The sequence below is a fragment of the Luteimonas yindakuii genome (assembly GCF_004803715.2).
GTDB lineage: Bacteria > Pseudomonadota > Gammaproteobacteria > Xanthomonadales > Xanthomonadaceae > Luteimonas > Luteimonas yindakuii.
In genome coordinates, this window is record NZ_CP039383.2 from 1891511 (window position 1) to 1914433 (window position 22923).

Below are 22923 nucleotides of genomic sequence, written 5' to 3' on the forward strand. Positions count from 1 at the left end.
CGCGCACGCACTTGGTTACAACGGCTGGAGCGACGATGGCTGCGTGGTCATCCGCCACGACACCACCATCGGCAGCAACGGCGATGCCGAAACCGAAGTGCGCTTCTACTCCATCTACATGCACCTCAACGACATCCGCAGTGCCAACGTCGTCGAAGGGCAGCTGATCCACCGCAAGACCGAACTTGGCACCGCAGGCATGTTCGAGGGCAGCGCCAACCTCATCCACTTCGAAATCGTCTGTGACGACGCCAACCTGCAACGGCTGATCGGCCGCAATGTCGGCGTTCTCGACCTCAATGCCGACGGACGCACCGACGCGGTGTTCGGCGAGATGTACTTCAGGCTTCCCGCAGGTGCCTTTATCTATTCCGACCGGCCCGCATTGAACCAGCCCACCGGCACCGGCGGCGAGGCATTGGGCGACGCCCTGCTCGTCGGAATCCGCTATGAGCGCGGCAATGCCCAAGTCACCACCTACCGCGCCGATGGCGCGCCATTGGGCGCATCGCTGACAGAAGACAATGCCGAGTACGACCTGTATCGCAACTCTGGTCGGATCGTCGAAGCCTATCGGGCAGCACGCGCACCGCAGGTGCCGGCGCACAGTGCCACGTACGAATTGCTGCGGTTCGGTCGCATCCTGGGCCCGGATGCGCTGACCCCGACCAATACCCCGCACTGGCGGCAGATTCGCACGCGCACCGGCCAGGGCTGGACCAACCTCAACGCGACAGGCGTGACCAAATACAGCGACGCCGACGCCCCGCACTGGGTTGGCTGGCATCTACTGCAGGACTACGATGACCACGACAGTCGCTGCGATGTTGCACCTGTCCGCCGCGTGCTGGACGAGGACGCCGATGGCATCAACACTCGTTCCGAAGCCGATCGGCGGCTGATGAATGCGGCCATCCAGCCGTTACTGCGTGGCCTCGTATGCAAATTCCCGACCGAATGGCAGCGCACCGGCCTAGCAGCCCGTTGGAACTGGCTGACCACGGAGGGTCCGAACGAGACCGGCGGCGGTCGACCCACTCTGGGAGGTAACACCCACTTGTCGCAGGCCGACTTCTCCGAGTTCCAGCGACATGCTGAAGCTTTGGCGTTCTGGGAAGACGCAAAGCTGGAAGGTATCGGGCCGACACACTGGCACTTCCATCCGATGAAATTCATCGAACATTTCAGGAAGTGCGGGTGGTTGAGCAGAAGTGATCTTGCAAGGATATACACAAGCACCAGCGAACGCATCCGCGAGACGTATCGTGTATCTCTAAACCGCGTCGCGAGGAAATACTTCTATTCAAGCAACCTTGTCAGGTTAAGCCACTTCATCGGTCAGGGCGCCATCGAGTCCACCTCTCTACGGTCGATGCAGGAAGCAAGTATGACCGGACGGATCGACGGTGAGAACTTCTACGGTCAGGCGATAAATCAGGATTCTCGCACCAGCGAAAATCAAGCCGGACATTGGTACGGCGCCATACCACCAGAAGACGACGCCTGGTTCCGCTCAACAAAATACAATAGCAGGGGACAGCGCATAGCCAGTTCTTACAACTGGCGCAACGGAAATCTGGGGGATCCGCACGCACAACAATATCGAGGGAGGGGATTCAAGCAGCTAACCGGCTTGATCAATTACTCCAGATACTGGATGTATCGAGGGTGGCTTGACCCGGAAAGCTTCGACAACCGTTGGTGGGAAGACCCACAGTATAGAGCTAGAGATGCGGCGAGAATGGCACTTCGCCCACCTCGCATAGATGATCCGCAAAGGGCTACTGAAACCGCGTATAACTGTATCGACACCGGCGGGTGGTATCTAGGGGCAGAACGTCCAGACACACTGAGAGAAGTTGACCTCGACAGCAATGACGTTGCATCTACCCCGGCAGAGCGAGCTACAGAACGAAACATTTCATACGCCGTAACGCGAGCCATCAACGGAGGGGGAATTCAACGGGATGATCGTCTTCGTGAAACCAGATCTGCAAAAGAGATCTTGTTATGAAAATATCACTAATCATATGCTGCATGCCTCTAATAGCATGCGGGCAAGCGCTCCCCACTGCAACAGATAGCGGAGCTGATCAAGAGCGGGAAAATTCGCCTCAATATTCAGTCGGAAAAGACCGAAAAAGCATCAATATTCTATACCAAGGAAATACGAGGAATTGCCGAGCTGACAGTGAAGTAGCAGGCGCGACGCCAAGCTTCGACGGATCCGCCATAATTGTCTCCCATGACGGCTACATCCCGGTTCACGATCTTTTCAGGTGCGGCCAAGATCCAGTATCTGTTAGGAGAACTCCAGCGGAAGCGGGGATCCTTTCGGATATCAACCTCAACTACAAAATATACATCGCGCTGCTTCCAGTAACGACCCAGCCAATCTCGTACTTGGCCACAGTATCAAATCTTGGTTCGGATAAGAATCTTGTTTCACTTCCTGGAGCATATATCGCAGACTCCTCCGTCACTGAGACGTCGCAGCGCGCATTCGTGTACTCCGATGATGGAGAGTCGCCTCCCAAGATATCCAGAGACGGGCGCTATGTTGCTGTGGATGGGCAAGTAGACTGTTCAGACGATGCATACCCAGGGGTTTGGGATATCCAAGAGAACAAGAAAGTAGAACGACAAGGCAATACACCAGAAGAAAGTTGCCTAGACCTTTTCTACGATACATTTTAGTGCAGACCATGGCCTCATCCATCCGATTACAGGGTGGGCGTCGCACATGACACGAGAAGGTCGGCAGAAACTTATCCTTCAATCGTGTTATTGGCGATGAACCCCAGGCCCGTCGTCACTCTTTCTGTCTTGGCCTTCCTTATCGCACTTCGCACTGTTTGCGCTTTGGACGACACTTTCGCCAGCTCATTTCGCGTCACAACTGATCATTTCTCCTATATTCGTGGCGGAGTGGATATTCACATTAGCCTTGAGTCTACGATGAGCATGTGGAGAGTGAACTGTGCTCGAACGAGAGCCGTAGTCTGGGGACGAGACTGGAGCAAGGTACAGCTGGGAGACCCACCCGTCTCAAGGGTTTATCTGATTGATCTTGTAGGCGACAAGATCGTAGACCAATTCACAGTTACCAGCGGTCCCTACGAAGCGGTCTTCAGCAAGGACCAAAAGCTTGCAAGGGTTGACCACACCGTTCTTGATCAAGCATCCGGTAGCAGGATCGGCATGACTGAAGACGTTTACTTTGAGGTCGAGTCGTGCCCCGCGTTTGCCGGCAAGCGGTCGGACTAGAAAAGCTGCCGCTGCCGGGCGAACACGTCGCGTTCAGTAGCCTCGGCACCGGCATCACCGCCCTGCTCGCCGTGTTCGAGCTTGAGCACGGCCGCTACGCAACCGCTGGGCGCCGTGTCGGCGGACGTGACGCTCATGCCGTGCCATGTAATGTCCCGCGGGTGCACGGGCGCGGACCGTGCGCGTGGAAGGCCTGTCGGATCCGGCAGTAAGCCGTAATAACCGTGCGCAACCGTCATGTGCGCGTCCAGTCCACTTCGGTGAGGCGCAGGCTTCCTGGGGTAAGTACAATGGGTGCTATCTCTGCTGCATTCATCTCTACCTCGCCTGACGTGATGTTCGACGTCGCAGATACGCGTTGGCCAACTCTTTAGCGCAACGATATGAATCAGATCACGAGCGCTGTCCTGTTCGTAGCGATACCTTCTTGTTTGCATGCGTGTGCTGGAGCGATGGCGACCGAGGTGCCGGCACCTTCTTGTCGCGACTTCATCGGAGAACTTGAAGCCACGGAACGACCAGCGCTGCTGGAATACGATATCGAGCATCTGCTCAGCTTGAAGCCAGAGAATTACACAGACGCCTACGGCGCCATCCAGCCCTTGATGTCGGGCTGCATCCCCGGGGACATTGATTCCGCACGTCCCGAGGACATCAAGGCCCCTTGGGGTGGGAGGCCCTACGTCGATGTGGCCGCGGGCGTCATGGATGACATCCCGTGGATACAGTTTGTCTATCCGGCAATCGGCGAAGCCGGCCCTGGATTGGCCTCGAGCATCGTGTTCTATGGGCAGGACGCGAAGCCACGCTCTACGCATCTCGTCAGCGCGTACTACGCGTGGGAGAACGCGACCACGCTGCGCTCCACTCTCTCGTCCGGCACCATCCAAGGCTGCACACAGCACATCGAGCATTTTTCGTACAACAAGAATGGCGATATGGCAGAGGCGCTGGACCGTCCGATCCGATCGGGGTGCGAGTCGTCGTCCTCGAGGTACCCGACAGACGACACCCGATAAATGTGATGTCACGACGTTGCCGCTGCAAAGCCGATCAGCACTCGTTACGGTCGCCCCAGCATGACTTTCGGATCACGGTGCATGACCGCCGCTGGATCTTCCGGCTCGACAGCAGCGGCGTCGCGGCGAAGGGTCAATCGATCCTGGACGTATCCGCAAAGCAGGTAGAGGCCGAACGGACAGCAAAGTCAGCGCACTATGACCAGGCGACAACCAGTCTGACAGGTCGATTTCGCCGCATTCACCAGGGGCTCGATGGGTATTACGCACCACGCGCCTACCTCGAGTTCACCCGTGTCGAAACCCGAAACTGGATCGAAAGCTGTCGCGCTCAATGCCGAGCTCCGGGTACGGGAAGAACTCCCATGCTGCCGGCCACCACCATCATCTCCATGTCGGCGGATACGCTCCGAATCTCGTCGAGACGAATAAATGAAATCGACTGCTCTTGTTCTCGCCACTCTGATACAGGCGTGTGCCGTAAGTGAATCGCCTGACGCTCCCTCGCCAGTCGCTTCGGATGCTTCAGTGACGTCGGGGCACGGCCGCTCAGACATCAGGTCGAAAGACCATCGTGGCGGGTCGTGTTTTTCGGCGCTCGCGGGCGCAGAGGATATCGACGAGGAACAGCGCTTGAGCGCATTCAGGACATTCAACAATTACCCGCCATCGCAAGGCAAGGCCGCACTGGATGATGTCGACCTTGCATCGATCCCTGCTCGAACACCTGGGTTAAGTTCTTGCCTTGAAGACTCGCACTTCTCGTTCAAGGTCCTTGTCGACGGCGTGCTGACTGAAGGAGCGCCATCGCAGATGCACCCGCTCACGGCGTGGAGAATCCATCAAGGCTACTTGGTGTTTTTTCTGCACAAGAATTATGAGGTCGTGGATGGCGAAGGCGAGACGGTAGAAATTTCTGCGCTCGCACTGGATGCTTCTGGCACATCCGTCCAGTCGCTTCCAGCCGTGTCATCCTGGTACGAGTATGAGGGTTCCATCAGAATCAGGGACTTCGCTTACTTGAATCATCGCTTCGTAACAACGGAAGAAATATTCGATCCACTCGAACGAGATGAATCCGGCATCGTCTTGACTTATCAAGAAGTACCACGGAATAAGCGCTTTTCCGGTTACGAAATCGACTTCGCCCAGAAACAATGAACAGTTGTTCCAAACGATCCGCTTCATGGGGCCGGTTCCAAATCATGGGCGAAAATCACGCATCTGCAGGCTACGCGACCATCGAATGGTTTGCCAGAGACTTGTGCGCCTCGCAAAAGAAATAACCCCAAGGCCTTTGTCAGTTTCATTGAATCCGACCGGCGCCTAAGCACATCAATCATCAACAAAGACTGGCTTAGTTTTACTCGAACGTACAACGGGCCCGCACAAAACGGCTGCGATGCAAAAATGGAGAGCAACTACAATGCCCTTATCAGCGAAAGGCGCTAAGCTCATCCTCATGTCATCCATGCTGGTTATCGGGTGCTCCCCCTCGACCAATCCTGTCGCAACCTCCGCATCGACCGACACAGACGCCGATGCCGATGCCGATACGGAAGTTACCAGCATCGCTACAGCTTGTCCGCAATTCGAAACGTTGTACTTCTCGTGCGAGACATCATCTGGCGGCCACGTGTCGATCTGTGGCAGGAACAAAGACAGCCTCCTCGATCTCACCTACCGGCATAATGAAGGCGGCCGCATCACGCTCGAGCACCATTGGAATTCAGCGGCGGGCCCGGACGGAAGGTTCACCCAAAACGCCTACCACCGCTACAGAACCGAGTACAACGAGATCGGATTCGCACTTTTGGACAAGGAGTACAAGATCTTCTCCCACTACGCCGCAGAGGACGGGCCTGAGATGGTCTCGAGAGGCGTTCGAATCCAGGACGTGGAATCGGGCGAAGAAATCCGGTCGCTCCAATGCATGGACACCCAAGTCGATGAAATCAGGAAGCTCATCCCGATCCTCGAATGCGACCCGGATAGCGCCCTGGGATGCGCTGACTGACTTTATCTACCGTTTATCAGCAATGAAGAGGCCACCACCCTCTTCCCGCTGGTAATTGCGCCACTGCTACCGGCATGCGCCGGAGAGACTGCGACCGAACCGCGAACGACGTCGCGCCTCACGTTCGTCGAAGATCTCACGAGCCACGAGCGTTGCAACCTGTTGGAGTTCGACATCGAGGGCTCATTCGGTCGCGGACCGGAGACGTCGACTTGACTAGGGGAGCTTACGAGATCACCAGCAATGAAATACGCCGCGCTCTTCAGAAGACATGGCTGGCACGGGCGCTGTCGCACCTCATCGTCAAGCACGAAAGCGAGTGATCTGGTCGATTGGCAAGTGGGAGCCATCGACGAGTTGACCCCGGAGAATCGGGAGAAGGATTGGGCGAACGAGGAGGAGCGCTTTGATGCCGAGAAGGATTTGCAGGTTTGGAGGCTTGATGCTGCTGGCGGCGCTGGCCGCTTGCGGTGATAGCACCCCGCCGGGGTCGGTGGGCCGGGCCCATTCCGTTCAGGACACCATGCAGGTCGAGGACATCGACGTGGCGTCGCCCGCGCTGCCGGCGGCGGCGCGCGACGCCGACCGTGCGCTCCGCTACACCGATGCCGCCGGCGACAACGTCCTGCTGCTGGGGCAGCACTTCACGACGCATAGCGACGACAACTGCGTCGTCGATCGCCTGACGCTGCATGTGACCCGCCACATCAGGACGCCGCACGGACCACAGCCATTCCAGGAAGCCTGGCAGCATACGGAGGTCGTCGAATGCGGCGGGTTGGACTTCGACGGCCGGTTCCTCGATGACGCACTGCTGGTCGAGGATCTCGACGGCGACGGATTCGCCGAGGCCCTTGTCGGGCTCAGCACGTTCTGCGGCGGCGGCATCGACCCAAGGCAGATCAAGCTGGTCCTGCACACGCGCGATCGCGACTTCGTGCTCGAAGGCGAATCCATCGTCCAGCTTCCCGAAGGTTCTTCCTTTGGTGGCAGTCATGCCATGACCCCGCATAAGGACAGTATTCCGCCGCCCTTCCGCGAGGCGCTGCTCGCCGCGTGGAAACGCGTACGCGGCGGTTAGTCACGGTCGCTACAGCGATTTGCGATCGGGCGACTTCCGATCGTTTGCCTCACCTCCAGCAGATGGTGTCCCTTGTTCCGATCCCCGCGTTTCCCACGCCACCTGCTGCTGCCATGGCTTCTCTTTCTTTCCGTCTTGCTTTCAGCGTGCAACGGCACACGGATTGGCAATGCGCCGGTCAGGACGGACCACCGGGACACGTCCATTTCGACGTTCGAGACGGCCACGCAGGGTTTTACGATTTGCCAGTTGGGCAGCCTGTTCATCGATGAATACACTCAAGTCACGCCCAACCCGTATCTCCAGGCGATCGAAGATCGCCGATGTGATACTTCGGACACACTTGTCACCTACTGCATCCAAGAGCGGTTCCACGGTCTCCCCGTGGCCGGACTTGCAATTCCGCGAACTACCCTGCCGGTCTTTGCTCTTTACTTCGACGTTCCGCTTGAAGCAGCCCGGTCCACTCTGATGGCGAGGCTGGGAAAAGACTTCCGCCAATCCCACGCCTCACTGCTTGGCGCCGAGCCGGAACTTGTCCGCGATCCCGCCGATGCGTTCGCCTCGATTCTCATCTGCACCAAGCACGACTGATCGGGCCAGCCCCCTCATTCCGAACCCTACGGTCGAACATGGAATCGGCCGCCGCGGCGGCCCCGTCAATCTCTGCGGTCCTCTGCGCCAATACTGCTGGGCCTGCGCGCATGAATTCAGTCAGAGCGGCGGCCTGGAAGTGCACCGACCGGCCACGGCCACCAGCCCTCCCCCGTTATCGCGTAGCGATCGGCCGCCCGCTCGAAGCGGTTGCGGACGCTGACGCCGCCGCAGGCGAAGTACAGCGGCAGGAACAGCGGGCCGAGTGCCATGTACTGGTAGACATGGGCGCGTTCGTGGTCGCCGATGCGGATGTGTGGATCCACGCAGAGGCCGGCGCGATGCGCGTACGTGGTGCAGGCGACGTCGAGGTCGATACCGGTCTGCAGGATCACGTTGCCCAGCGTCATCGCCCCTCCTGGGCCCCAGGGGTACCGCACGAACACCAGTGAGAGGTCGCGACGCGACCATGCAGGACGCGCACCAGCCAGAATCCCGGCCGTACCGGCAATCAGGCCCAGCAGCGTGTTCGGTAGCGTCCACGTCGCGCCCGCGAGCAGCGCGGACATGTGCAGAAGACGTCGCGCCCGGGTCACGGCAGGCCGGTCGAACTACACCAGCACGATGCCGGCGCGACCCTGGACCGCATGCTCAGTCGCCTTCCGGCAGGACCAGCCAGAGCACGAGATAGACGATCACGCCGGGAAAGGCCGCCGACAGCACCGACAGCACGATGTACCCCAGGCGCACTGCGGTCGAACTCCAGCCCATCCGTCGCGCGATGCCGCCGAGCACACCGGCGAGCACGCGGTCGTTGATCGAGCGGGACAACGTGGCTGCGGGGGTATGCGGTGTCATAGGGGTCGCCTCGGTCGGGGAGCTGGCTCAGTGCGAGCGCGCCTTCAGCCATTCGTGGATGGCGGTCGGCACTTCCTTCTGCGCACGCCCGGAGACGTAGATGCCGATATGGCCGCCGCGGAACGACAGCTCGGAATAGTCCCCGGTCCCCACCAGGTCGCGCATCGGTCGCGACGCCGATGGCGGCACCAGGTGATCCTGCTCGGCATAGATGTTGAGCACCGGCATTTCCACCAGGCCCAGGTGCACTTCCTGGTCACCGATGGTGACCCCGCCGTTGACGAAACCGTTGCCCTGGTAGAACTGCTTGACGAACTGGCGGAAGGCTTCGCCAGCCTGGTCGGGCGAATCGAAGATCCACTTCTCCATGCGCAGGAAGTCCTCGACCGCCTTGCGGTCGTCGAGGATGTCCACCAGCCCGACGTATTTCTGCACGAACAGCCGCCAGGGCTTCAGCGTGAGGTAGCAGAGGTTCATCATGTCGGCCGGGACGTTGCCGAGCGTGTCGACGAACAGGTCGACATCCATCTCGCGCGTCCAGTTCGAGAGCATGTTGTCGTCGGTATGGAAATCGACCGGCGTCACCATGGTAACCAGGTTGCGCACGCGCTCGGGGTGCAGCGCGGCGTAGCACAGGGAGAATGTGCCGCCCTGGCACACGCCGAGCAGGTTCACCGCATCGAGGCCATGGGCATCGCGGAGATGATCGATGGCGCCGCCCAGGAAACGCTCGATGTAATCCTCGAGGGTCAGGAAGCGGTCCGACCGGTCGGGATATCCCCAGTCGATGATGTAGACGTCCTGCCCCAACGCCAGCAGGTTGCGCACCATCGAACGGTCCGCCTGCAGGTCGACCATGTAGGGCCGGTTGACCAGTGCGTAGCAGATGAGCAATGGGGTCTTCGCGGTCGGCGCCTGCTCGCCGCGGAAGCGATACAGCACCACCTTGCCGTCGCGCCAGACCTCCTCGCGCGGGGTCGCGCCGAAGTCGGTGTCGCCAAGTTCGTGCAGCGTTCGCGCGCCAGCCGCAAGCTTCTGCTGGAACGACATCGCGTCCTGCATCACGGTGTCAAAGCCGATGTTCAGCGGACCGGTCATGTCAGCGCTTCCCCTTCTTCAACGGCCTGGGTGTTGCGGGCATGGCATGGCTTGGGGAGAACAGCGTGCGTTGCCCCTGCTGCGCCGGTGCCGCCGCGACTTCGCGCCTGGACCGCTTGACGACAGCGCTCTTGCGCGCGGCTGTCTTGCTGCGGGCGCCTGCCTTCGCCGCTGCTGCCGACCGTCCACCTTCGCCGCTCCCGGCGGGTGCCTTGCGACGTGTGCCTGCGGCCGCCCCGCCTCCGGCAGCCACCCTGGAGCCCCGTGGCACCGCGCCGCCGGTCGCAGGCCCTGCCGCGGCCTGGGCCTTGCTGGTCGCGCGGACAGGTGCCGCGGCACCGCGCTTCGACTGCGCGCGCGCTGGCGCACGCTTCGCCGGCGCTGATCCGCCGGAGGCCTTGCGTCGTGCCATCTCCGGGGCAGTGTCGTTGCCGTTGCCGTCTGCGGACGCACTGGTGCGGCGGCTCCCGTCGCTCATTTGAGCGACGGCATCACGCAGGCGGCGGACCTGTCGCTCCAGCTCCACGATCTTGCGGTGCGCGCCATCGAGCTCGCTGCGGGTCGGCATGTCGAACAGTTCGCAGGCGTGCTCGACCTCGCGCTGAACGCCCTGCCGCACCCGCATCTGCGCATTCACCAGTTCCGCATACACGTGGCGGAATTCCTCGCCCAGTGCCACCGGCGCGTAGGCCTCTTCGGCAGCGTCGATCCACAGATCGAACAGGGCACGCGGCGAATCGATCTGCAGACCGGGCGCCTCGCGATCGGCAAGCTTGCGCTCGAAGATCGCCAGCGCGTCCTGCATCACCCGCCCCATCAGCGCGTTGTAGGCCTCCAGCTTCTGCGTGAGACCGATCTGCGCCTGCGCAAGCGCCTGCCAGCGTTCCTGGTGTTCACGGGCGAAGCCGAAGGTCGGCGTCTGCAACAACTCGCCGGCACCCCCCTGCATCCGCTGCAGCCAGGGCGCCGCCTGCATCATCCAGGCCTGCGGTCCGAGCGAGCCGGCCTGCTGCTGCGCGTTGGAGAGGAGCTGCGCGAACGGGTTGTCACCGGCATTGGCCAGCATCTGTTTCCAGGCTTCGACCACGTCGCCAGCGCTGCCGTCATGCCCCGCGAAGCGCGCGGCCAGCTGCTGCATCTGTGCATACCACTGCCGCGCGAGACCGTCGAAGCGTGAGGCGGCATGCTGCGCAGCACCCGCCTGTGCGAGGTTGGCCCACCAGCCAGCAGGATCCGCTGGACCCGCGGGCCCGAACCCGGGCATGCCCAGGCCGCCCGATGCGAAGCCGGGGGTGCCATACCCGCCCGTTCCGAACCCGGGCTGGCCGAAGCCGTTGCCCTGGCCGGCGCCATGTCGCATCGCTTCGCCCCAGGTCCCCCAGAAGCGGCGTGCAAGGGTGTCGAATTCGGCGGCGGCTGCAGCGAACGCCTGCTGGGATGCATCGTGGGACATGTGACCTCCGGACGTCGGCCCGATCATAGCAACGGCAGGCACATCACCTGTTACCGCGCGCGTCGGTGTCGTTCCGCCACGGGAATCAGGGCTTCGGAATCCGCAGCGTCTTGCTGATCATCAGGGTGCCCGACAGCGCGAACATGAGCACCAGCGGATGCAGCTGCCATGGCCCGAGTTGCCACTGGCCCAGCCAGATGGCGTCGCCGATGCGCCCCTGCCACGCCGCCACTGCCAGCACGATCACCAGCAGCAGGCTGGTCGGGATCGGCGTGCCTTCGAAATGGCGCACCTTGCCCTCCTCGCCCGCGAGCTGCTCGGCGGTGACGTTGTAGCGTGCCAGCCGGCTCACACCACAGGCGACGAAGTAGCTCAGCACCACCCAGTCCCAGCCTCCCTGCAGGCCGCAGGCATAGGCGAGCGCCGCGGGTGCGACGCCGAACGAGATCACATCGGCAAGCGAATCGAGCTCACGACCGAGCGTCGACGCGACCTTGCGCCAGCGCGCGACGCGCCCGTCGAGCGCGTCGAACACGAAGGCCAGCGGGATCAGCGCCATGCCGATCATCAGGTCGCGGACCACGCCGTCCTGCAGGAAACGCATCGCGGCGAAGATCGCACCGGTACCGCAGAACGCATTGGCGAGGGTGAACCAGTCGGCGAGATGGAACTCGCGCAGCATCGAGAAATGGCGGGATCGCGGCATCGTCAGTCACTCGGCGGGTGGCCTACAGCCTGCCAGAAAGCCCTGTGAAGCGGGCGGTGGCGGCGCGGGCATGCGGGCGCCGCCGGACGTGCATGCCATCGAGTGGCAATCCGGGAGCCGCACGGGATCCGCCGGGATGCTGGACCTTCGGCCATGCACACCCGCGGCCTGCGCGATCGGGGAAGTCAACGCGTCGGGATCGCCAGTGCCGACGCATCCAGCGTGCCGCCCGGCCGGGTGTCGATAACCGCATCGGCAGGCAACGCATCCTGCCCGTCGAGATGCGCCTGCACGCGATCGAGGGCGGCGTAGACGTAGGGCAGCAGCGGCACGTAACGCGCGGCGTAGTCGGGCAATGCAAGGAAGCCGTCGAAATGCTGCGCGTTGCGCACCTCCCACAGGCGCACGTCGCGGCCGGCCGCACGCGCGGCGGACGCGTACGGGGTGCTGGTGAAGGCGATCGGAATCAGGCCGTCGTCGCGACCATGCACGAGCACCACCGGCAGACCGGCACGCGGAGGTGCCGAGGCAAGCTGCTGCACACCCGCGCGCACGCGCCGGGCATCACCGCCATCTCCCGTCCACAGCGCCCGCAGGCAGGCGAGACCGGCACCGGTGAGGTCGGGCGGCGCGAGTTGCGGATCGATGATGCCGACGCCGGCGCCGGGCGGGATGCCACTGGCATCGCTCCACCAGGCGGCACGTTCGGCCGCGGTGGTGGCGCGCGGGCTGAAGTCGGGGTTCTGCGCCGCGAAGGAATAGCCACAGGGATGCGCGCCCGCCGCGAAGCGGCCGTAGGCCGATGCATAGGTGACCGCCACGGCGCGGTAGAGATCGAAGTCCACCGACAGTGCAGCCGCGCGGATCGCCTCGTCAGTCCACCCCGCGGCCTGCAGGGCGGCAAGCGCCGAGCGTGCCTGCGTGGCAGTGTCGTCGCCTTCCAGCACGCCGGCCTTGCGCAGCGCCGCACACCGCGGCGCGCGCATCGTGGTGGCCAGCGCGGACAACGGCGACTGCGGCAGGCCATCCAGCGCGGCCAGCGCGCATGGCATCAGCAGCGCGGCCTCGGTGGTGTAGTCGTACAACGCGCGTGCGCCCGGCGCGTCGATCTGGACGTTGGGCTCGCCGGCGACCACGGCATCGAGCCAGTCACCATCTTCGGCAGCACGCAGTACCGCGCCGCCACCATTGGAGATACCCACCGCGATGAAACGGGTGTTGTCGAAAGTGAAGGGCGCCGCGTCCGGCAAGGCGTCGTTGAGCATGGCCAGGGCGAACTCGCCCGCCTGACGTACATGACGGCCCCAGTCCGCTTCCGGGTTGTCGCCGGAGTGCGCGTGCTTGAAGGCGATGCCGGTCGCCGGCGCAGCGTTGCCGGGATCGAACGCCAGCAGCTGGTCACGGCCGGCGACGCGACCGTCCACGCCGACCCCCATGCCGGCGTCGAGGTCGAAATAGTCGCTGCCCGCGCCCTTGTCGGTGTAGGCGACCGCACAACCCTGCGGCAGGCCCCACGCGCCTGCGACCGCGATCGCGCCGTAGATGCCGCGTGAGCCCGACGAGGCGGTGACCACCACGCAACGCCGTTCGGCGTCGAACGTATCCGGCAGCTGCAGCATCACCCGGTGCGGATGACGCGTGCCCGGCACCGTCGCGAACGCCTGGAACTCGCGACCCGGCACCGTGGTCAGGCTGCCGTACAACGTGCCGTAGCCTCCTTGCGGGCGCAGGTCGGCGATGCCGCGCCAGCTGCTCCACAGGGCGCGCCGACGCAGTTCGGCGGCGCTGGGCGCGTGTGCATCGGCGAACGCGGGTGCGGTCATGCCCCGCAGCCCGTCGAGGCCCAACCCGCCGCTCAGCAGGTCGTCGCCATCCCGGTGGACACTGCTGGTGACGGCGGTGAACACGGCAGCCTCCGTCCGCGATGCCGATGTCGGCGGGGTGGCTGCGCATGCCGCGAGGACGAGTGCGCTGGCGCATGCGAGCAACTGCAGGGGAGTCTGGTTCATGGCCGGACCTTAGCAGTGCCGGCCAGCTCGGGCATCGTACTTTGGTACCACCGGCGGCGGCGGATGCGCTGGCTACAATCGCGCCATGCCCACCCTGCTGATCGCCGACGACCACCCGCTGTTCCGCGCCGCCCTGCGTGGAGCCGCGGACGAGGCTGCCGACGATATCCAGACCTGCGAGGCGGGCACGCTGGACGAGGTGATGTCCACGCTGGAAGCACGCGCGGACGTCGACCTGGTGCTGCTCGACCTGCACATGCCGGGCAACCACGGGCTGGCCGGCCTGGCGGCGCTGCGTGCGCAATTCCCGGCGGTCGCGGTGGTGCTGGTGTCGGCGAACGAGGACCCGCAGATCGTGCGCCGCGCGCTCGACCACGGCGCCGCCGGCTACATCCCCAAGAGCGCGGGCCTCGACGAGATGCGCGATGCGATCCGCGCCGTGCTCGACTGCCAGCAATGGCTGCCACCCGCGTTGCGCGGCGCGGTATCGCGCGCAGAGTCGGCGCCGGGCGATGCCGACCTCGCCGCGCGGCTGGCCAGTCTCACGCCGCAGCAGTTCCGGGTGCTGGCGCTGGTGGCCGAAGGCCTGCTCAACAAGCAGATCGCCGACCGGCTCGACGTGCAGGAGCGCACCGTCAAGGCGCACCTGTCGGCGATCTTCGAAAAGCTCGGTGCGCGCAACCGCACCCAGGCCGGGGTGATCCTGCGCGGGCTGGAGATCAGCGACCCGGCGCGGCAGGTCGAGGCCTGACGGTCAGAACCGCGAGCACGACCACGACAGCATGCGGCCGTCGCGGTACGGCATCACCATGTGGAAGGCGCGCGGGTCGTCGTCGAACACCAGCGGCACGAAGTGGCGGTCGCCTTCCCACATCGGCAGGTCGAGCACGCGCTCGACGTCCACCCACTCCAGCGTGCCTTCCGCGTTGGACGCATGGGGCGTGCCGCTGTAGCGGGTGACCAGGAACACGAAACCGAACCAGTCCTCGCCGCCCTTGCCGAATCCGGGCCAGCTGATCGTGCCGCGCAGCCGCATCGCATCGCAGGTGATCCCGGCTTCCTCGAGGATCTCGCGGCGCATGCCGGCGGCGATGTCCTCGTCGGCCTCCAGCTTGCCACCGAGGCCGTTGTACTTGCCCAGGTGCTGGTCGTTGGCGCGCGCGTTGCGATGGATGAGCAGCACGCGACGGCCGTCGGGCGACAGCACGTAGCCGAGGGTGGCGAGGATCGGGGTATAGGGCATGCGCTGCGGAGTAGTGGCGTCGGGCGGCCATGGTAGCCGCGGGTGCGGTACCGACGGCGTGCTCAGCGCGCGCGCATCGCGCACAGCCGGTCGAGCGTGGACTTGAGCGCCAGCGGCCGCACCGGCTTCTGCAGCAGGCCCAGGCCGAGCTCGGCGACTTCGCGGCGTACGGCATCGGTCGCATCGGCGCTGAGGATCAGCGTGGCCCGCGCGCCATGCCGTTCGCACAGGCGATGTGCCACCGCAGTGCCGGTCTCGCCGTCGTCCAGGTGGTAGTCGAACAGCCACAGGTCGGCGGGGCGATGGACAAGCGCGGCATCGGCATCATCGCCGTTGCGCACCGCCGCCACGCTGCATCCCCACCCTTCCAGCAGGCGCTGCAGCGCCTCCAGCGCGCCGGGTTCGTTGTCGAGCAGCAGCACATGCGCACCCGACAGCCCCGCGTGCGTGCGGCCGTGGTGATCCTGCACCGGTGCAGCCACCTGCGGCAGATCGAGGCCGAACACGGTGCCATCCTGTTCGCGGCTGCGCAGCGAAATGCGGGCGCCGAGCAGATGCGCGATGCGGTCGGCGATCGCAAGACCCAGTCCGAGCCCCTGCCCTGCGCTGCCCTCACCGCGGCGGAATTCCTCGAAGATCAGTGCCTGCTGGGCGAGCGGGATGCCCGGGCCGGTGTCGTGCACTTCCACCCGCAGCCCGCCGCCCACGCGGCGCACGCCCAGCAGGATGCGGCCACGCGCCGTGTAGCGCACCGCATTGGCGAGGAAGTTCTGCAGCACGCGGCGCAGCAGTTGCGGATCGCTGCGTGTCCACGCGCGGGTGGGCACGAAGTGGAACGCCAGCCCGCGCTCGGCAGCCAGTGCACGGAACTCCGACGCCAGCGGTTCCAGCACATCCGACAGCGGGAATTCGCGCGGCTGCGGCACCAGCCCGCCCGCTTCCAGCCGCGCCATGTCGAACAGCCCGGTGAGCAGGTCGGTGGTGGAATCCAGCGCGCCGCGCAGCTGCCCGAGCAGGCGTGGTGCATTGCCGGGCGGCGTCGGTGCGAGCTGCTGCTGCAGGGCGTCGGTAAACAGCTGTGCCGCGTGCAGCGGCTGCAGCAGGTCGTGGCCCACCGCGGCGAGGAAACGGCTCTTGGCCTCGTTTGCGCGCTCCGCATCTCGGCGCGCGAGGTCGAGGCTGCGGGTGCGTTCGTCGACGCGCTGTTCGAGCGTCTCGTTGGCCATACGCAACGCACGCTCGGTGTTGCGGAACTCGGTGACGTCGGTGAACGTGGCGACGAAACCACCGCCCGGCATCGGGTTGCCGCGGATCTCGATGGTCTCGCCACCGGGGAAACGGCGCTCGGCCACGTACGGCGTGCCGGCGCGCATGTGCGCGGTGCGCTTCTCCACCTCCTCGGCCACCGCCACCGCGCCGATCAGGCCGCGGTCGAGATTGTGGCGCACCAGCTTGGCTACCGGCACACCCACCCGCAGCAACGGTGCCGGGTAGCCGAACAGCTGCGCGTAGCGCGAGTTCCACGCCACCAGTTGCAGGTCCGCATCCACCACGCTGATGCCCTGGCTCATGTTCTCCAGCGCCGCCTCCAGCACCCGCTGGTTGAAGCGCAGGTCCTGCGAGGCCTCGCCGACGATGCTGGCCACGGTGTCGAGATCGGGACCGGATTCGCGGCGTGCCGCATCCAGCAGCAGCCGTGTCGAGGCGCTGCCGAGCACCGCCGACAGTTCGCGTTCCAGCCGCGCCTCGATGGCGGTGGGCACCGGCCCGCTGCGTGGCGCGCCGCGCAACACCCGATCGACGAGACCCACGGGCAGGAAGCGGCGCCCCGCGCTGCGCAACGCGTCGAGGTCGGCACGCGCGGATGGCCGGCCACGTTCGCGACGATCGAGCATCGCGACCACGGTGATGACCGCGGTGCCGACGAACAGCGACGCGCCGAAGGCCCGGCCGAGCTGGCTCCAGCTGCTCAGGCCGAACAGTGCCTGCGGGCTGGTCCACGCCGGCAACTGCGGAGCGAGTGCCGCCGGCAGCAGCGCCGGCGCCAGCATCACCCAGGCCCACACCACGAAGGCCGCGACGATGCCGGCGATGGCCGCATGCGGCGGCGTCTGCGGGCGCCAGATGGCGAACGCCAGCGCCGGTGCCAGCGTCGCCAGCGCCGAGAACGACACCGCGCCGATGTCGGCCAGCATGCTGGCATCGCCCACCAGCCGCCCGTACGACCATGCGGCCAGCATGATGACCACGATGCCGCCACGCCGCAGCATCAGCAGGTCGCCGCGATGATCGTCGCGATCGCGGCGTGCCCACGCGCCGCGCAGCAGGCCCGGCGCGAACCAGTGGTTGCCGATCATCAGGCTCAGCGTGAGCGTGCTGATCACCACCATGCCGGTGGCCGCGCTCAGGCCTCCGAGGAATGCCACCAGCGCCACCGCCTCGCTGCCCTGCGACAGCGGCAGCGCGAGCGCATACATGTCCGACGGCACGCGCTCCCCCAGCAGGCCCATGCCCACATGCGCGAGCAACAGGCCGGGCGCGCCGATCAGCAGCAGGTACAGCGGGAACTGCCAGCGCGCCGCCCCGACCTCGCGCTCATCGCGGCATTCCACGACCGCGACGTGGAACTGGTGCGGCAACACGAACATCGCCAGTGCGCCCAGGAACACCAGCGGCATGAAGCCGCCGCGATCCTGCGCCGGCAGCGGTGGCAGCGAGGGCATGTCACTCGCGATGCGCCAGACGAACAGGCCGAGCACCAGCATCGCCACCAGCTTCAGCACCGACTCGAACGCCACCGCGAGCACCAGGCCGCGATTGTGTTCGGTGGCACTCGCACGCCGGGTGCCGAACAGCATCGCGAACAGCGCCATCGCAAGCGCGACGTACAGGCTGACGTCGCGCCACGGGGGAATTTCCGACAGCTCGGACGGCGCGATGGCCGTCAGCGCCGAGTAGCTCATCGCCACCGCCTTGAGCTGCAGCGCGATGTACGGCAACAGCCCGAGCACGGCGACCAGGGTGACCGTCGCCGCCAGCCAAGGGTCCTTGCCCAGCCGGGTGGCGATGAGGTCGGCGAGCGACGTGGCGTTGCTTTCGCGTGCCAGCCGCACCAGCCGCACCATGAAGCGCCAGGCCAGGAGGTAGAACAGGATCGCGCCGAGGAAGGTCGGCGGTAGCGGCCAGCCGTAGCGGGCGGCCTGGGTCACCGTGCCGTAGAAAGTCCAGGAAGTGCAGTGCACCGCCAGCGACAGTGCATAGACATGGCGCCAGTGGCGCGCCAGCAGCTGCGGGTGGCGTTCGCCGTAGATGCCGGCGAAGAACATCAGGCCCAGCCAGAGGACGGCCGCGGCCAGCACCACCCCCACGTTCAGCATGGGTACCTGCCCATGGACGGACGCGCGAGGGAGGTGTTGATAGGCATGGCGCGCGAGCATAACGCAGCACGTCGACGCGGCTCCCACGGCACAGGCCCCGGACATGCCGGGGCCTGTGCGCTACACGGCAATGCGGGTGCGATCAGAAGTTGCGGCGGACCGTCAGGTACCAGTTGCGCGGCGGCGCGTAGTACGCGGTCTGGATGTTGGCCACCGAGGAGAACTCCTGGCCCTCGATCTTGTACAGCTCGTCGGTCAGGTTGCGCACGCCGGCACGCACCTGCCACGCGTACTGCGGGGAATCCCAGGAGGTGAACAGGCCGGCCGTGGTGTAGGCCTCCTGCATCAGGCCCGGGCGGTTGTCGACCGACAGCCAGGTGTCGCCACGGTAGGCGACGTCACCGCCCACGGTGAGGGTGCCGTTGCCGCCGAGGTCGAACGCGTGCTGCAGGGCGATGCGCGCGGTCCAGTCCGGCGAGAACGGGACGTGCTCGTGCAACGTCGGGTCGTATGCCGGATTGGCCGGATCGGTCGTGCGCAGGTCCTCGAAGGACTTGTAGCTGGCGTCCATCCAGCTGACCTGGCCGCTGAGTTGGGTGGCGTCACCGAGCCGTGCCACGCCCTCGAACTCGAAGCCGTTGATCTCCATTTCCGCGGCGTTGAGCACCGGGAACGAGAAGGTCGGGGTCGGCGAATCCGGGTTCAGCACCTCGGAGACGCGAGCCTGGAAATCCTTGTAGCTGCTGTGGAACGCGGCCACGTTCGCGGTCAGTCGACCACTATCGGAACGCATCTTGACACCGGCTTCGTAGGTCCACACGAACTCGGGATCGAACACCGCGCGGGTGGTTTCCAGCGCCGAGTTGGCACGGCCGTTGAAGCCGCCGGACTTGAAGCCGCGGTTGGCCGAGACGTAGCCCATCAGGTTGTCGCTGAAGGCCTTCTGCAGGCTCAGCGACGGCGTCCACGCATCCCAGCTCTGGTTGCCCTCGAATGCCACGGTCTCATTGAGCGCGGCCAGCAGCGGGCCCCAGTAGGTGCTGGTGGTGCGCCAGTAATCCTTCTCGTCGCGCGAATAGCGCAGGCCGGCGGCCAGCGTCCAGGTCGGCATGAACTCCCAGTTGACGTGAGCGAATGCGGCGACGCTGGTGGTCTCGAGGTCGTCGTCGATGGTGCGCAGGAAGTCGATCGGCGTGCCGGCGAAGCCGAAGAAGTCGCCCGCATAGGCTTCCTGGTACGACGGCAGCGTCTCGTTCATGTAGTAGGCGCCGAAGATCGCCTGCAGGTTGCCGCCGTTGTCGTACTGCAGCTGCAGTTCCTGGCTCACCTGCTCCTGGTCAACCTCGACCAGCACGTCACCCAGCTCCCATTCGGATGCATCGATGTCGATGAACGAGCTGGTATCGAGCTTGCGCCACGCGCTGATGCTCTTGAGCGACCACTGTTCGCCAAGCTCCCACTGCAGGTTGGCACTGACGCCCCTGTGCGTCATCTCCTGACCCTGGCTGGGGCGGAACGACGTGCGGGTGCGGAAGTCGTAGTCTTCGGTGGATGGCTGTAAAAGCACCACCTGGCCGAGTGCCAGATCGGTGCGCCGCAGCGGTGCGGTCGGCTGGCCGAGCGTGAGCGCGTTGTCCTGGCGAGTGTAGTCGGCTGAGAGCGTCGCGCTGAAGGTGTCGCTGGGGCGCAACGCGAACTTGCCGCGCAGCGAAATCGTGTCCTCGCCGTTGTACTCCTCGCCGGTGACCGGATCCTCGACGTAGCCGTCGTTGGTGAGCCACGCGCCGGCGAGGCTGAAGGCCGCAGTGTCGCTCAGCTGTTCGCCGAGGTAGGCCCGGCCATCGATGCGGCCGAAGCTGCCGGTGCCGAACTCCACCGCCGCGCCCGTGTCATCGAGCGGGTTCTTGGTGGTGACCTTGATTGCACCGCCGGTGGAGTTCTTGCCGTACAGCGTACCCTGCGGCCCACGCAGCACTTCGACCTGCTGCACGTCGAACAGCGAGAACAACGCACCGTTGATACGCGAGTAATAGACGTCGTCAACGTACATGCCGACGCCGGGGTCGAAGGTCTGCAGCGAATCGGGCTGGCCAATGCCGCGGATGAAGACGTTGACGGTGTTCGACGAACCGCGGCCCTGCACGATATTGAGGTTGGGCACGGCACCCTGCAGGCCGTCGATGTTGTTGGCCTGCAGGTCACGCAGCTGCTCTTCCCCGAACGCACTCACGGCCACCGGCACGTCCTGGATGGACTCGGCGCGGCGGCGTGCGGTGACGACGATGCCGTCGAGGGTGGTCGCATCCGCGGCCCGGGCGGAAGCACCACTGGCGGGCTGCGCCGGGTCCTGCGCCTGTGCGGCAAACGTCGACAGGCCAAAGGCGATCGCCAGGGCGAGCCGGCTGCCCGACAGCTTGTTGTACTTCATGTGTCCCCTCCCACGGGTGTGTTTCCTGGTGGCACGCGCCGCTGCGCGCGCCCTGGCCGCATGGACCATGACGGCAAGCCTAGGCAGCGCCTTCCGGGGCGGCACTTGTACCTTCGGACAATGGGGCCATCATCCCGTGCTGACGACACTGGCGACCGTCGTCAATCCGGATCGATCCATGTCCCTGCTGATCGTGCTCGCCGCACTGGGCTTCCTGATGCTGGTCGCCTATCGCGGCCACAGCGTCATCCTGTTCGCGCCCGTCGCGGCGATGGGCGCGGTGCTGCTGACCGATCCATCGCTGGTGGCGCCGATGTTCACCGGCCTCTTCATGGACAAGATGGTCGGCTTCCTGAAACTGTATTTCCCGGTGTTCGTGCTGGGCGCGGTGTTCGGCAAGCTGATCGAGGTGTCGGGTTTCTCGCGGGCCATCGTCGCCGCGACCATCCGCGTGGTCGGCGCACAACGCGCGATCCTGTCGATCGTCGTCGTCTGCGCGCTGCTCACGTACGGCGGTGTGTCGCTGTTCGTGGTGGTGTTCGCGGTGTATCCGTTCGCCGCGGAACTGTTCCGCCAGGGCAACATCCCCAAGCGGCTGATCCCCGGCACCATCGCGCTGGGCGCCTTCACCTTCACCATGGATGCGCTGCCCGGCTCGCCGCAGATCCAGAACATCATTCCGACCGCGTTCTTCGGCACCGATACCTGGGCCGCGCCGATCCTCGGCACCCTCGGTGGCATCTTCATCCTTGCCGTCGGCATGAGCTGGCTGGAATGGCGGCGCCGCAAGGCGCTGCATGCCGGTGAAGGCTATGGCGACCCGGCGACGCTCGCCAACGAGCCCGCGGCGTTCACCGGCGACAGCCTCGCCCATCCGCTGATCGCGCTGTTGCCGCTGGTGATGGTGGGCGTGTCGAACCTGCTGCTCACGCAGTGGATCCCAGGCTGGTACGGCGCATCGCACAGCTTCGTGCCGGCGGTGGTGGGCGACCCGGCGCCGGTGGTGCAGGAAGTGGCGCGGATCTCGGCGATCTGGGCGGTGATGGGCGCGCTGCTGATCGGCATCCTCACCGTGCTGGCGTTCGCCTGGCGTACCGTCGCCGCACGCTTTGCCGAAGGCAGCAAGGCCGCGGTGGGCGGCGCACTGCTGGCGTCGATGAACACCGCATCGGAGTACGGTTTCGGTGCGGTGATCGCCGCATTGCCCGGCTTCCTGCTGGTGGCGAACGCGCTGTCCGCCATTCCCGATCCGCTGGTCAACGAGGCGGTCACCGTGACCGCGCTGGCCGGCATCACCGGCTCCGCCTCGGGCGGGCTGTCGATCGCGCTGGCAGCGATGGCGGAGAGCTTCATCGCCAACGCGCAGGCCGCCGGTATTCCGATGGAAGTGCTGCACCGCGTGGCCTCGATGGCATCCGGCGGCATGGACACCCTGCCCCACAACGGCGCGGTGATCACCCTGCTCGCCGTCACCGGCCTCACCCATCGGCAGGCCTACGGCGACATCTTCGCCATCACCATCATCAAGACGCTGGCGGTGTTCGTGGTGATCACGCTGTTCTATGTGACCGGGATCGTCTGAGCGATACGCGGGTCCGACCCCGATATCGAGCTACCGTCTTCTTACTCGCGTTGACGGAAAGACCTTCTGGTCCTCTCCGGATCGAGGGGCGCTCGTTGGGAGTCCGTGCAGCCCGCCACGGACACAGGGGGATGCCCAGCCGGATATCTCCGCGTCCTGCTACCACATCCGGCCGCCGGCCATCCATGGCC

General features: G+C 65.0%; 21 protein-coding genes. 11 read left to right on the forward strand and 10 right to left on the reverse strand.

The genetic code is table 11. From position 1 onward, the window contains the following. The first annotated feature begins 43 nt into the window (after positions 1–43). A complete protein-coding gene (locus E5843_RS08625) occupies positions 44–2014 on the forward strand; it encodes a hydroxyethylthiazole kinase (RefSeq protein WP_141065916.1) in 1971 nt (656 codons plus the stop codon). 1249 nt (positions 2015–3263) lie between these two features. On the opposite strand, the gene E5843_RS14145 is transcribed toward E5843_RS08625, so the two are convergent. Beyond that, positions 3264–3404, reverse strand: a complete 141-nt coding sequence (locus tag E5843_RS14145) for a hypothetical protein (protein WP_166815956.1) — start codon at positions 3402–3404, stop codon at positions 3264–3266. Between the two features lie 246 nt (positions 3405–3650). Here E5843_RS14145 and E5843_RS08630 point away from each other — a divergent pair, with 246 nt between their 5' ends. The 8 genes from E5843_RS08630 (at position 3651) to E5843_RS08665 (ending at position 7978) form a co-directional block, all read left to right on the forward strand. Then, the gene (locus tag E5843_RS08630; protein WP_166815958.1) at positions 3651–4286 is read left to right on the forward strand and encodes a hypothetical protein; all 636 of its coding nucleotides are present in this window, start codon (positions 3651–3653) and stop codon (positions 4284–4286) included. A gap of 432 nt (positions 4287–4718) precedes the next feature. Next, positions 4719–5447, forward strand: coding sequence for a hypothetical protein (locus E5843_RS08635; protein ID WP_141065917.1), 729 nt, complete (start codon positions 4719–4721; stop codon positions 5445–5447). After that, positions 5444–5572, forward strand: coding sequence for an N-acetylmuramidase domain-containing protein (locus E5843_RS14590; protein WP_136412419.1), 129 nt, complete (start codon positions 5444–5446; stop codon positions 5570–5572). Before E5843_RS08635 ends, E5843_RS14590 begins: the two co-directional genes overlap by 4 nt. Then, a complete protein-coding gene (locus tag E5843_RS14595) occupies positions 5538–5738 on the forward strand; it encodes an N-acetylmuramidase domain-containing protein (protein WP_166815960.1) in 201 nt (66 codons plus the stop codon). Before E5843_RS14590 ends, E5843_RS14595 begins: the two co-directional genes overlap by 35 nt. A 10-nt stretch (positions 5739–5748) precedes the next feature. Further along, positions 5749–6303: a hypothetical protein gene (locus E5843_RS08650; RefSeq protein WP_136412420.1), complete on the forward strand. Its 555-nt coding sequence runs from the start codon at positions 5749–5751 to the stop codon at positions 6301–6303. 243 nt (positions 6304–6546) lie between these two features. Then, positions 6547–6777 (forward strand): hypothetical protein, encoded by a 231-nt coding sequence (locus E5843_RS08655; protein WP_136412421.1) that lies wholly within the window; start codon positions 6547–6549, stop codon positions 6775–6777. Next, on the forward strand, positions 6746–7384 hold the full coding sequence (locus E5843_RS08660) for a M949_RS01915 family surface polysaccharide biosynthesis protein (protein ID WP_141065918.1): 639 nt from the start codon (positions 6746–6748) through the stop codon (positions 7382–7384). Before E5843_RS08655 ends, E5843_RS08660 begins: the two co-directional genes overlap by 32 nt. Before the next feature lie 249 nt (positions 7385–7633). Then, on the forward strand, positions 7634–7978 hold the full coding sequence (locus E5843_RS08665; protein ID WP_136412423.1) for a hypothetical protein: 345 nt from the start codon (positions 7634–7636) through the stop codon (positions 7976–7978). A 116-nt stretch (positions 7979–8094) separates the two neighbouring features. Here E5843_RS08665 and E5843_RS08670 read toward each other — a convergent pair whose 3' ends face one another. The 6 genes from E5843_RS08670 to E5843_RS08695 form a co-directional block, all read right to left on the reverse strand. Then, positions 8095–8547, reverse strand: a complete 453-nt coding sequence (locus E5843_RS08670) for a hypothetical protein (protein ID WP_136412424.1) — start codon at positions 8545–8547, stop codon at positions 8095–8097. 82 nt (positions 8548–8629) lie between these two features. Further along, positions 8630–8836: a PspC domain-containing protein gene (locus E5843_RS08675; RefSeq protein WP_136412425.1), complete on the reverse strand. Its 207-nt coding sequence runs from the start codon at positions 8834–8836 to the stop codon at positions 8630–8632. Between the two features lie 27 nt (positions 8837–8863). After that, positions 8864–9934, reverse strand: a complete 1071-nt coding sequence (locus E5843_RS08680) for a class III poly(R)-hydroxyalkanoic acid synthase subunit PhaC (RefSeq protein ID WP_136412426.1) — start codon at positions 9932–9934, stop codon at positions 8864–8866. Position 9935: 1 nt separating this feature from the next. Beyond that, positions 9936–11387: a class III poly(R)-hydroxyalkanoic acid synthase subunit PhaE gene (phaE, locus tag E5843_RS08685; protein WP_166815962.1), complete on the reverse strand. Its 1452-nt coding sequence runs from the start codon at positions 11385–11387 to the stop codon at positions 9936–9938. An 85-nt stretch (positions 11388–11472) separates the two neighbouring features. Further along, on the reverse strand, positions 11473–12093 hold the full coding sequence (gene pssA, locus E5843_RS08690) for a CDP-diacylglycerol--serine O-phosphatidyltransferase (RefSeq protein WP_136412428.1): 621 nt from the start codon (positions 12091–12093) through the stop codon (positions 11473–11475). A 185-nt stretch (positions 12094–12278) separates the two neighbouring features. Next, the gene (locus E5843_RS08695; RefSeq protein ID WP_141065920.1) at positions 12279–14102 is read right to left on the reverse strand and encodes a 3-hydroxybutyrate oligomer hydrolase family protein; all 1824 of its coding nucleotides are present in this window, start codon (positions 14100–14102) and stop codon (positions 12279–12281) included. Between the two features lie 85 nt (positions 14103–14187). Between E5843_RS08695 and E5843_RS08700 the strand changes: the two genes are divergently transcribed. Further along, positions 14188–14853 (forward strand): response regulator transcription factor, encoded by a 666-nt coding sequence (locus E5843_RS08700; protein ID WP_134673606.1) that lies wholly within the window; start codon positions 14188–14190, stop codon positions 14851–14853. 3 nt (positions 14854–14856) lie between these two features. Here the strand turns inward: E5843_RS08700 and E5843_RS08705 are convergent, their stop codons facing one another. From E5843_RS08705 to E5843_RS08715, 3 genes are all read right to left on the reverse strand, one after another. After that, the gene (locus E5843_RS08705; protein WP_134673607.1) at positions 14857–15345 is read right to left on the reverse strand and encodes an NUDIX hydrolase; all 489 of its coding nucleotides are present in this window, start codon (positions 15343–15345) and stop codon (positions 14857–14859) included. Positions 15346–15407: 62 nt separating this feature from the next. Continuing rightward, on the reverse strand, positions 15408–18722 hold the full coding sequence (locus E5843_RS08710) for a hybrid sensor histidine kinase/response regulator (protein ID WP_136412431.1): 3315 nt from the start codon (positions 18720–18722) through the stop codon (positions 15408–15410). Between the two features lie 142 nt (positions 18723–18864). Then, a complete protein-coding gene (locus E5843_RS08715) occupies positions 18865–21150 on the reverse strand; it encodes a TonB-dependent receptor (RefSeq protein ID WP_136412432.1) in 2286 nt (761 codons plus the stop codon). Positions 21151–21328: 178 nt separating this feature from the next. Here E5843_RS08715 and E5843_RS08720 point away from each other — a divergent pair, with 178 nt between their 5' ends. Continuing rightward, positions 21329–22732 (forward strand): GntP family permease, encoded by a 1404-nt coding sequence (locus E5843_RS08720; protein WP_141065921.1) that lies wholly within the window; start codon positions 21329–21331, stop codon positions 22730–22732. Positions 22733–22923 lie beyond the last annotated feature (191 nt).

Coding starts and splice junctions, on each gene's coding strand:
- E5843_RS14145 (WP_166815956.1), bottom strand. CDS start 3,404: ATGAGCGTCACGTCCGCCGACACGGCGCCCAGCGGTTGCGTAGCGGCC.
- E5843_RS08630 (WP_166815958.1), top strand. CDS start 3,651: ATGAATCAGATCACGAGCGCTGTCCTGTTCGTAGCGATACCTTCTTGT.
- E5843_RS08635 (WP_141065917.1), top strand. CDS start 4,719: ATGAAATCGACTGCTCTTGTTCTCGCCACTCTGATACAGGCGTGTGCC.
- E5843_RS14590 (WP_136412419.1), top strand. CDS start 5,444: ATGAACAGTTGTTCCAAACGATCCGCTTCATGGGGCCGGTTCCAAATC.
- E5843_RS08650 (WP_136412420.1), top strand. CDS start 5,749: ATGTCATCCATGCTGGTTATCGGGTGCTCCCCCTCGACCAATCCTGTC.
- E5843_RS08655 (WP_136412421.1), top strand. CDS start 6,547: ATGAAATACGCCGCGCTCTTCAGAAGACATGGCTGGCACGGGCGCTGT.
- E5843_RS08660 (WP_141065918.1), top strand. CDS start 6,746: ATGCTGCTGGCGGCGCTGGCCGCTTGCGGTGATAGCACCCCGCCGGGG.
- E5843_RS08670 (WP_136412424.1), bottom strand. CDS start 8,547: ATGTCCGCGCTGCTCGCGGGCGCGACGTGGACGCTACCGAACACGCTG.
- E5843_RS08675 (WP_136412425.1), bottom strand. CDS start 8,836: ATGACACCGCATACCCCCGCAGCCACGTTGTCCCGCTCGATCAACGAC.
- E5843_RS08680 (WP_136412426.1), bottom strand. CDS start 9,934: ATGACCGGTCCGCTGAACATCGGCTTTGACACCGTGATGCAGGACGCG.
- phaE (WP_166815962.1), bottom strand. CDS start 11,387: ATGTCCCACGATGCATCCCAGCAGGCGTTCGCTGCAGCCGCCGCCGAA.
- pssA (WP_136412428.1), bottom strand. CDS start 12,093: ATGCCGCGATCCCGCCATTTCTCGATGCTGCGCGAGTTCCATCTCGCC.
- E5843_RS08695 (WP_141065920.1), bottom strand. CDS start 14,102: ATGAACCAGACTCCCCTGCAGTTGCTCGCATGCGCCAGCGCACTCGTC.
- E5843_RS08700 (WP_134673606.1), top strand. CDS start 14,188: ATGCCCACCCTGCTGATCGCCGACGACCACCCGCTGTTCCGCGCCGCC.
- E5843_RS08705 (WP_134673607.1), bottom strand. CDS start 15,345: ATGCCCTATACCCCGATCCTCGCCACCCTCGGCTACGTGCTGTCGCCC.
- E5843_RS08710 (WP_136412431.1), bottom strand. CDS start 18,722: ATGCTGAACGTGGGGGTGGTGCTGGCCGCGGCCGTCCTCTGGCTGGGC.
- E5843_RS08715 (WP_136412432.1), bottom strand. CDS start 21,150: ATGAAGTACAACAAGCTGTCGGGCAGCCGGCTCGCCCTGGCGATCGCC.
- E5843_RS08720 (WP_141065921.1), top strand. CDS start 21,329: ATGTCCCTGCTGATCGTGCTCGCCGCACTGGGCTTCCTGATGCTGGTC.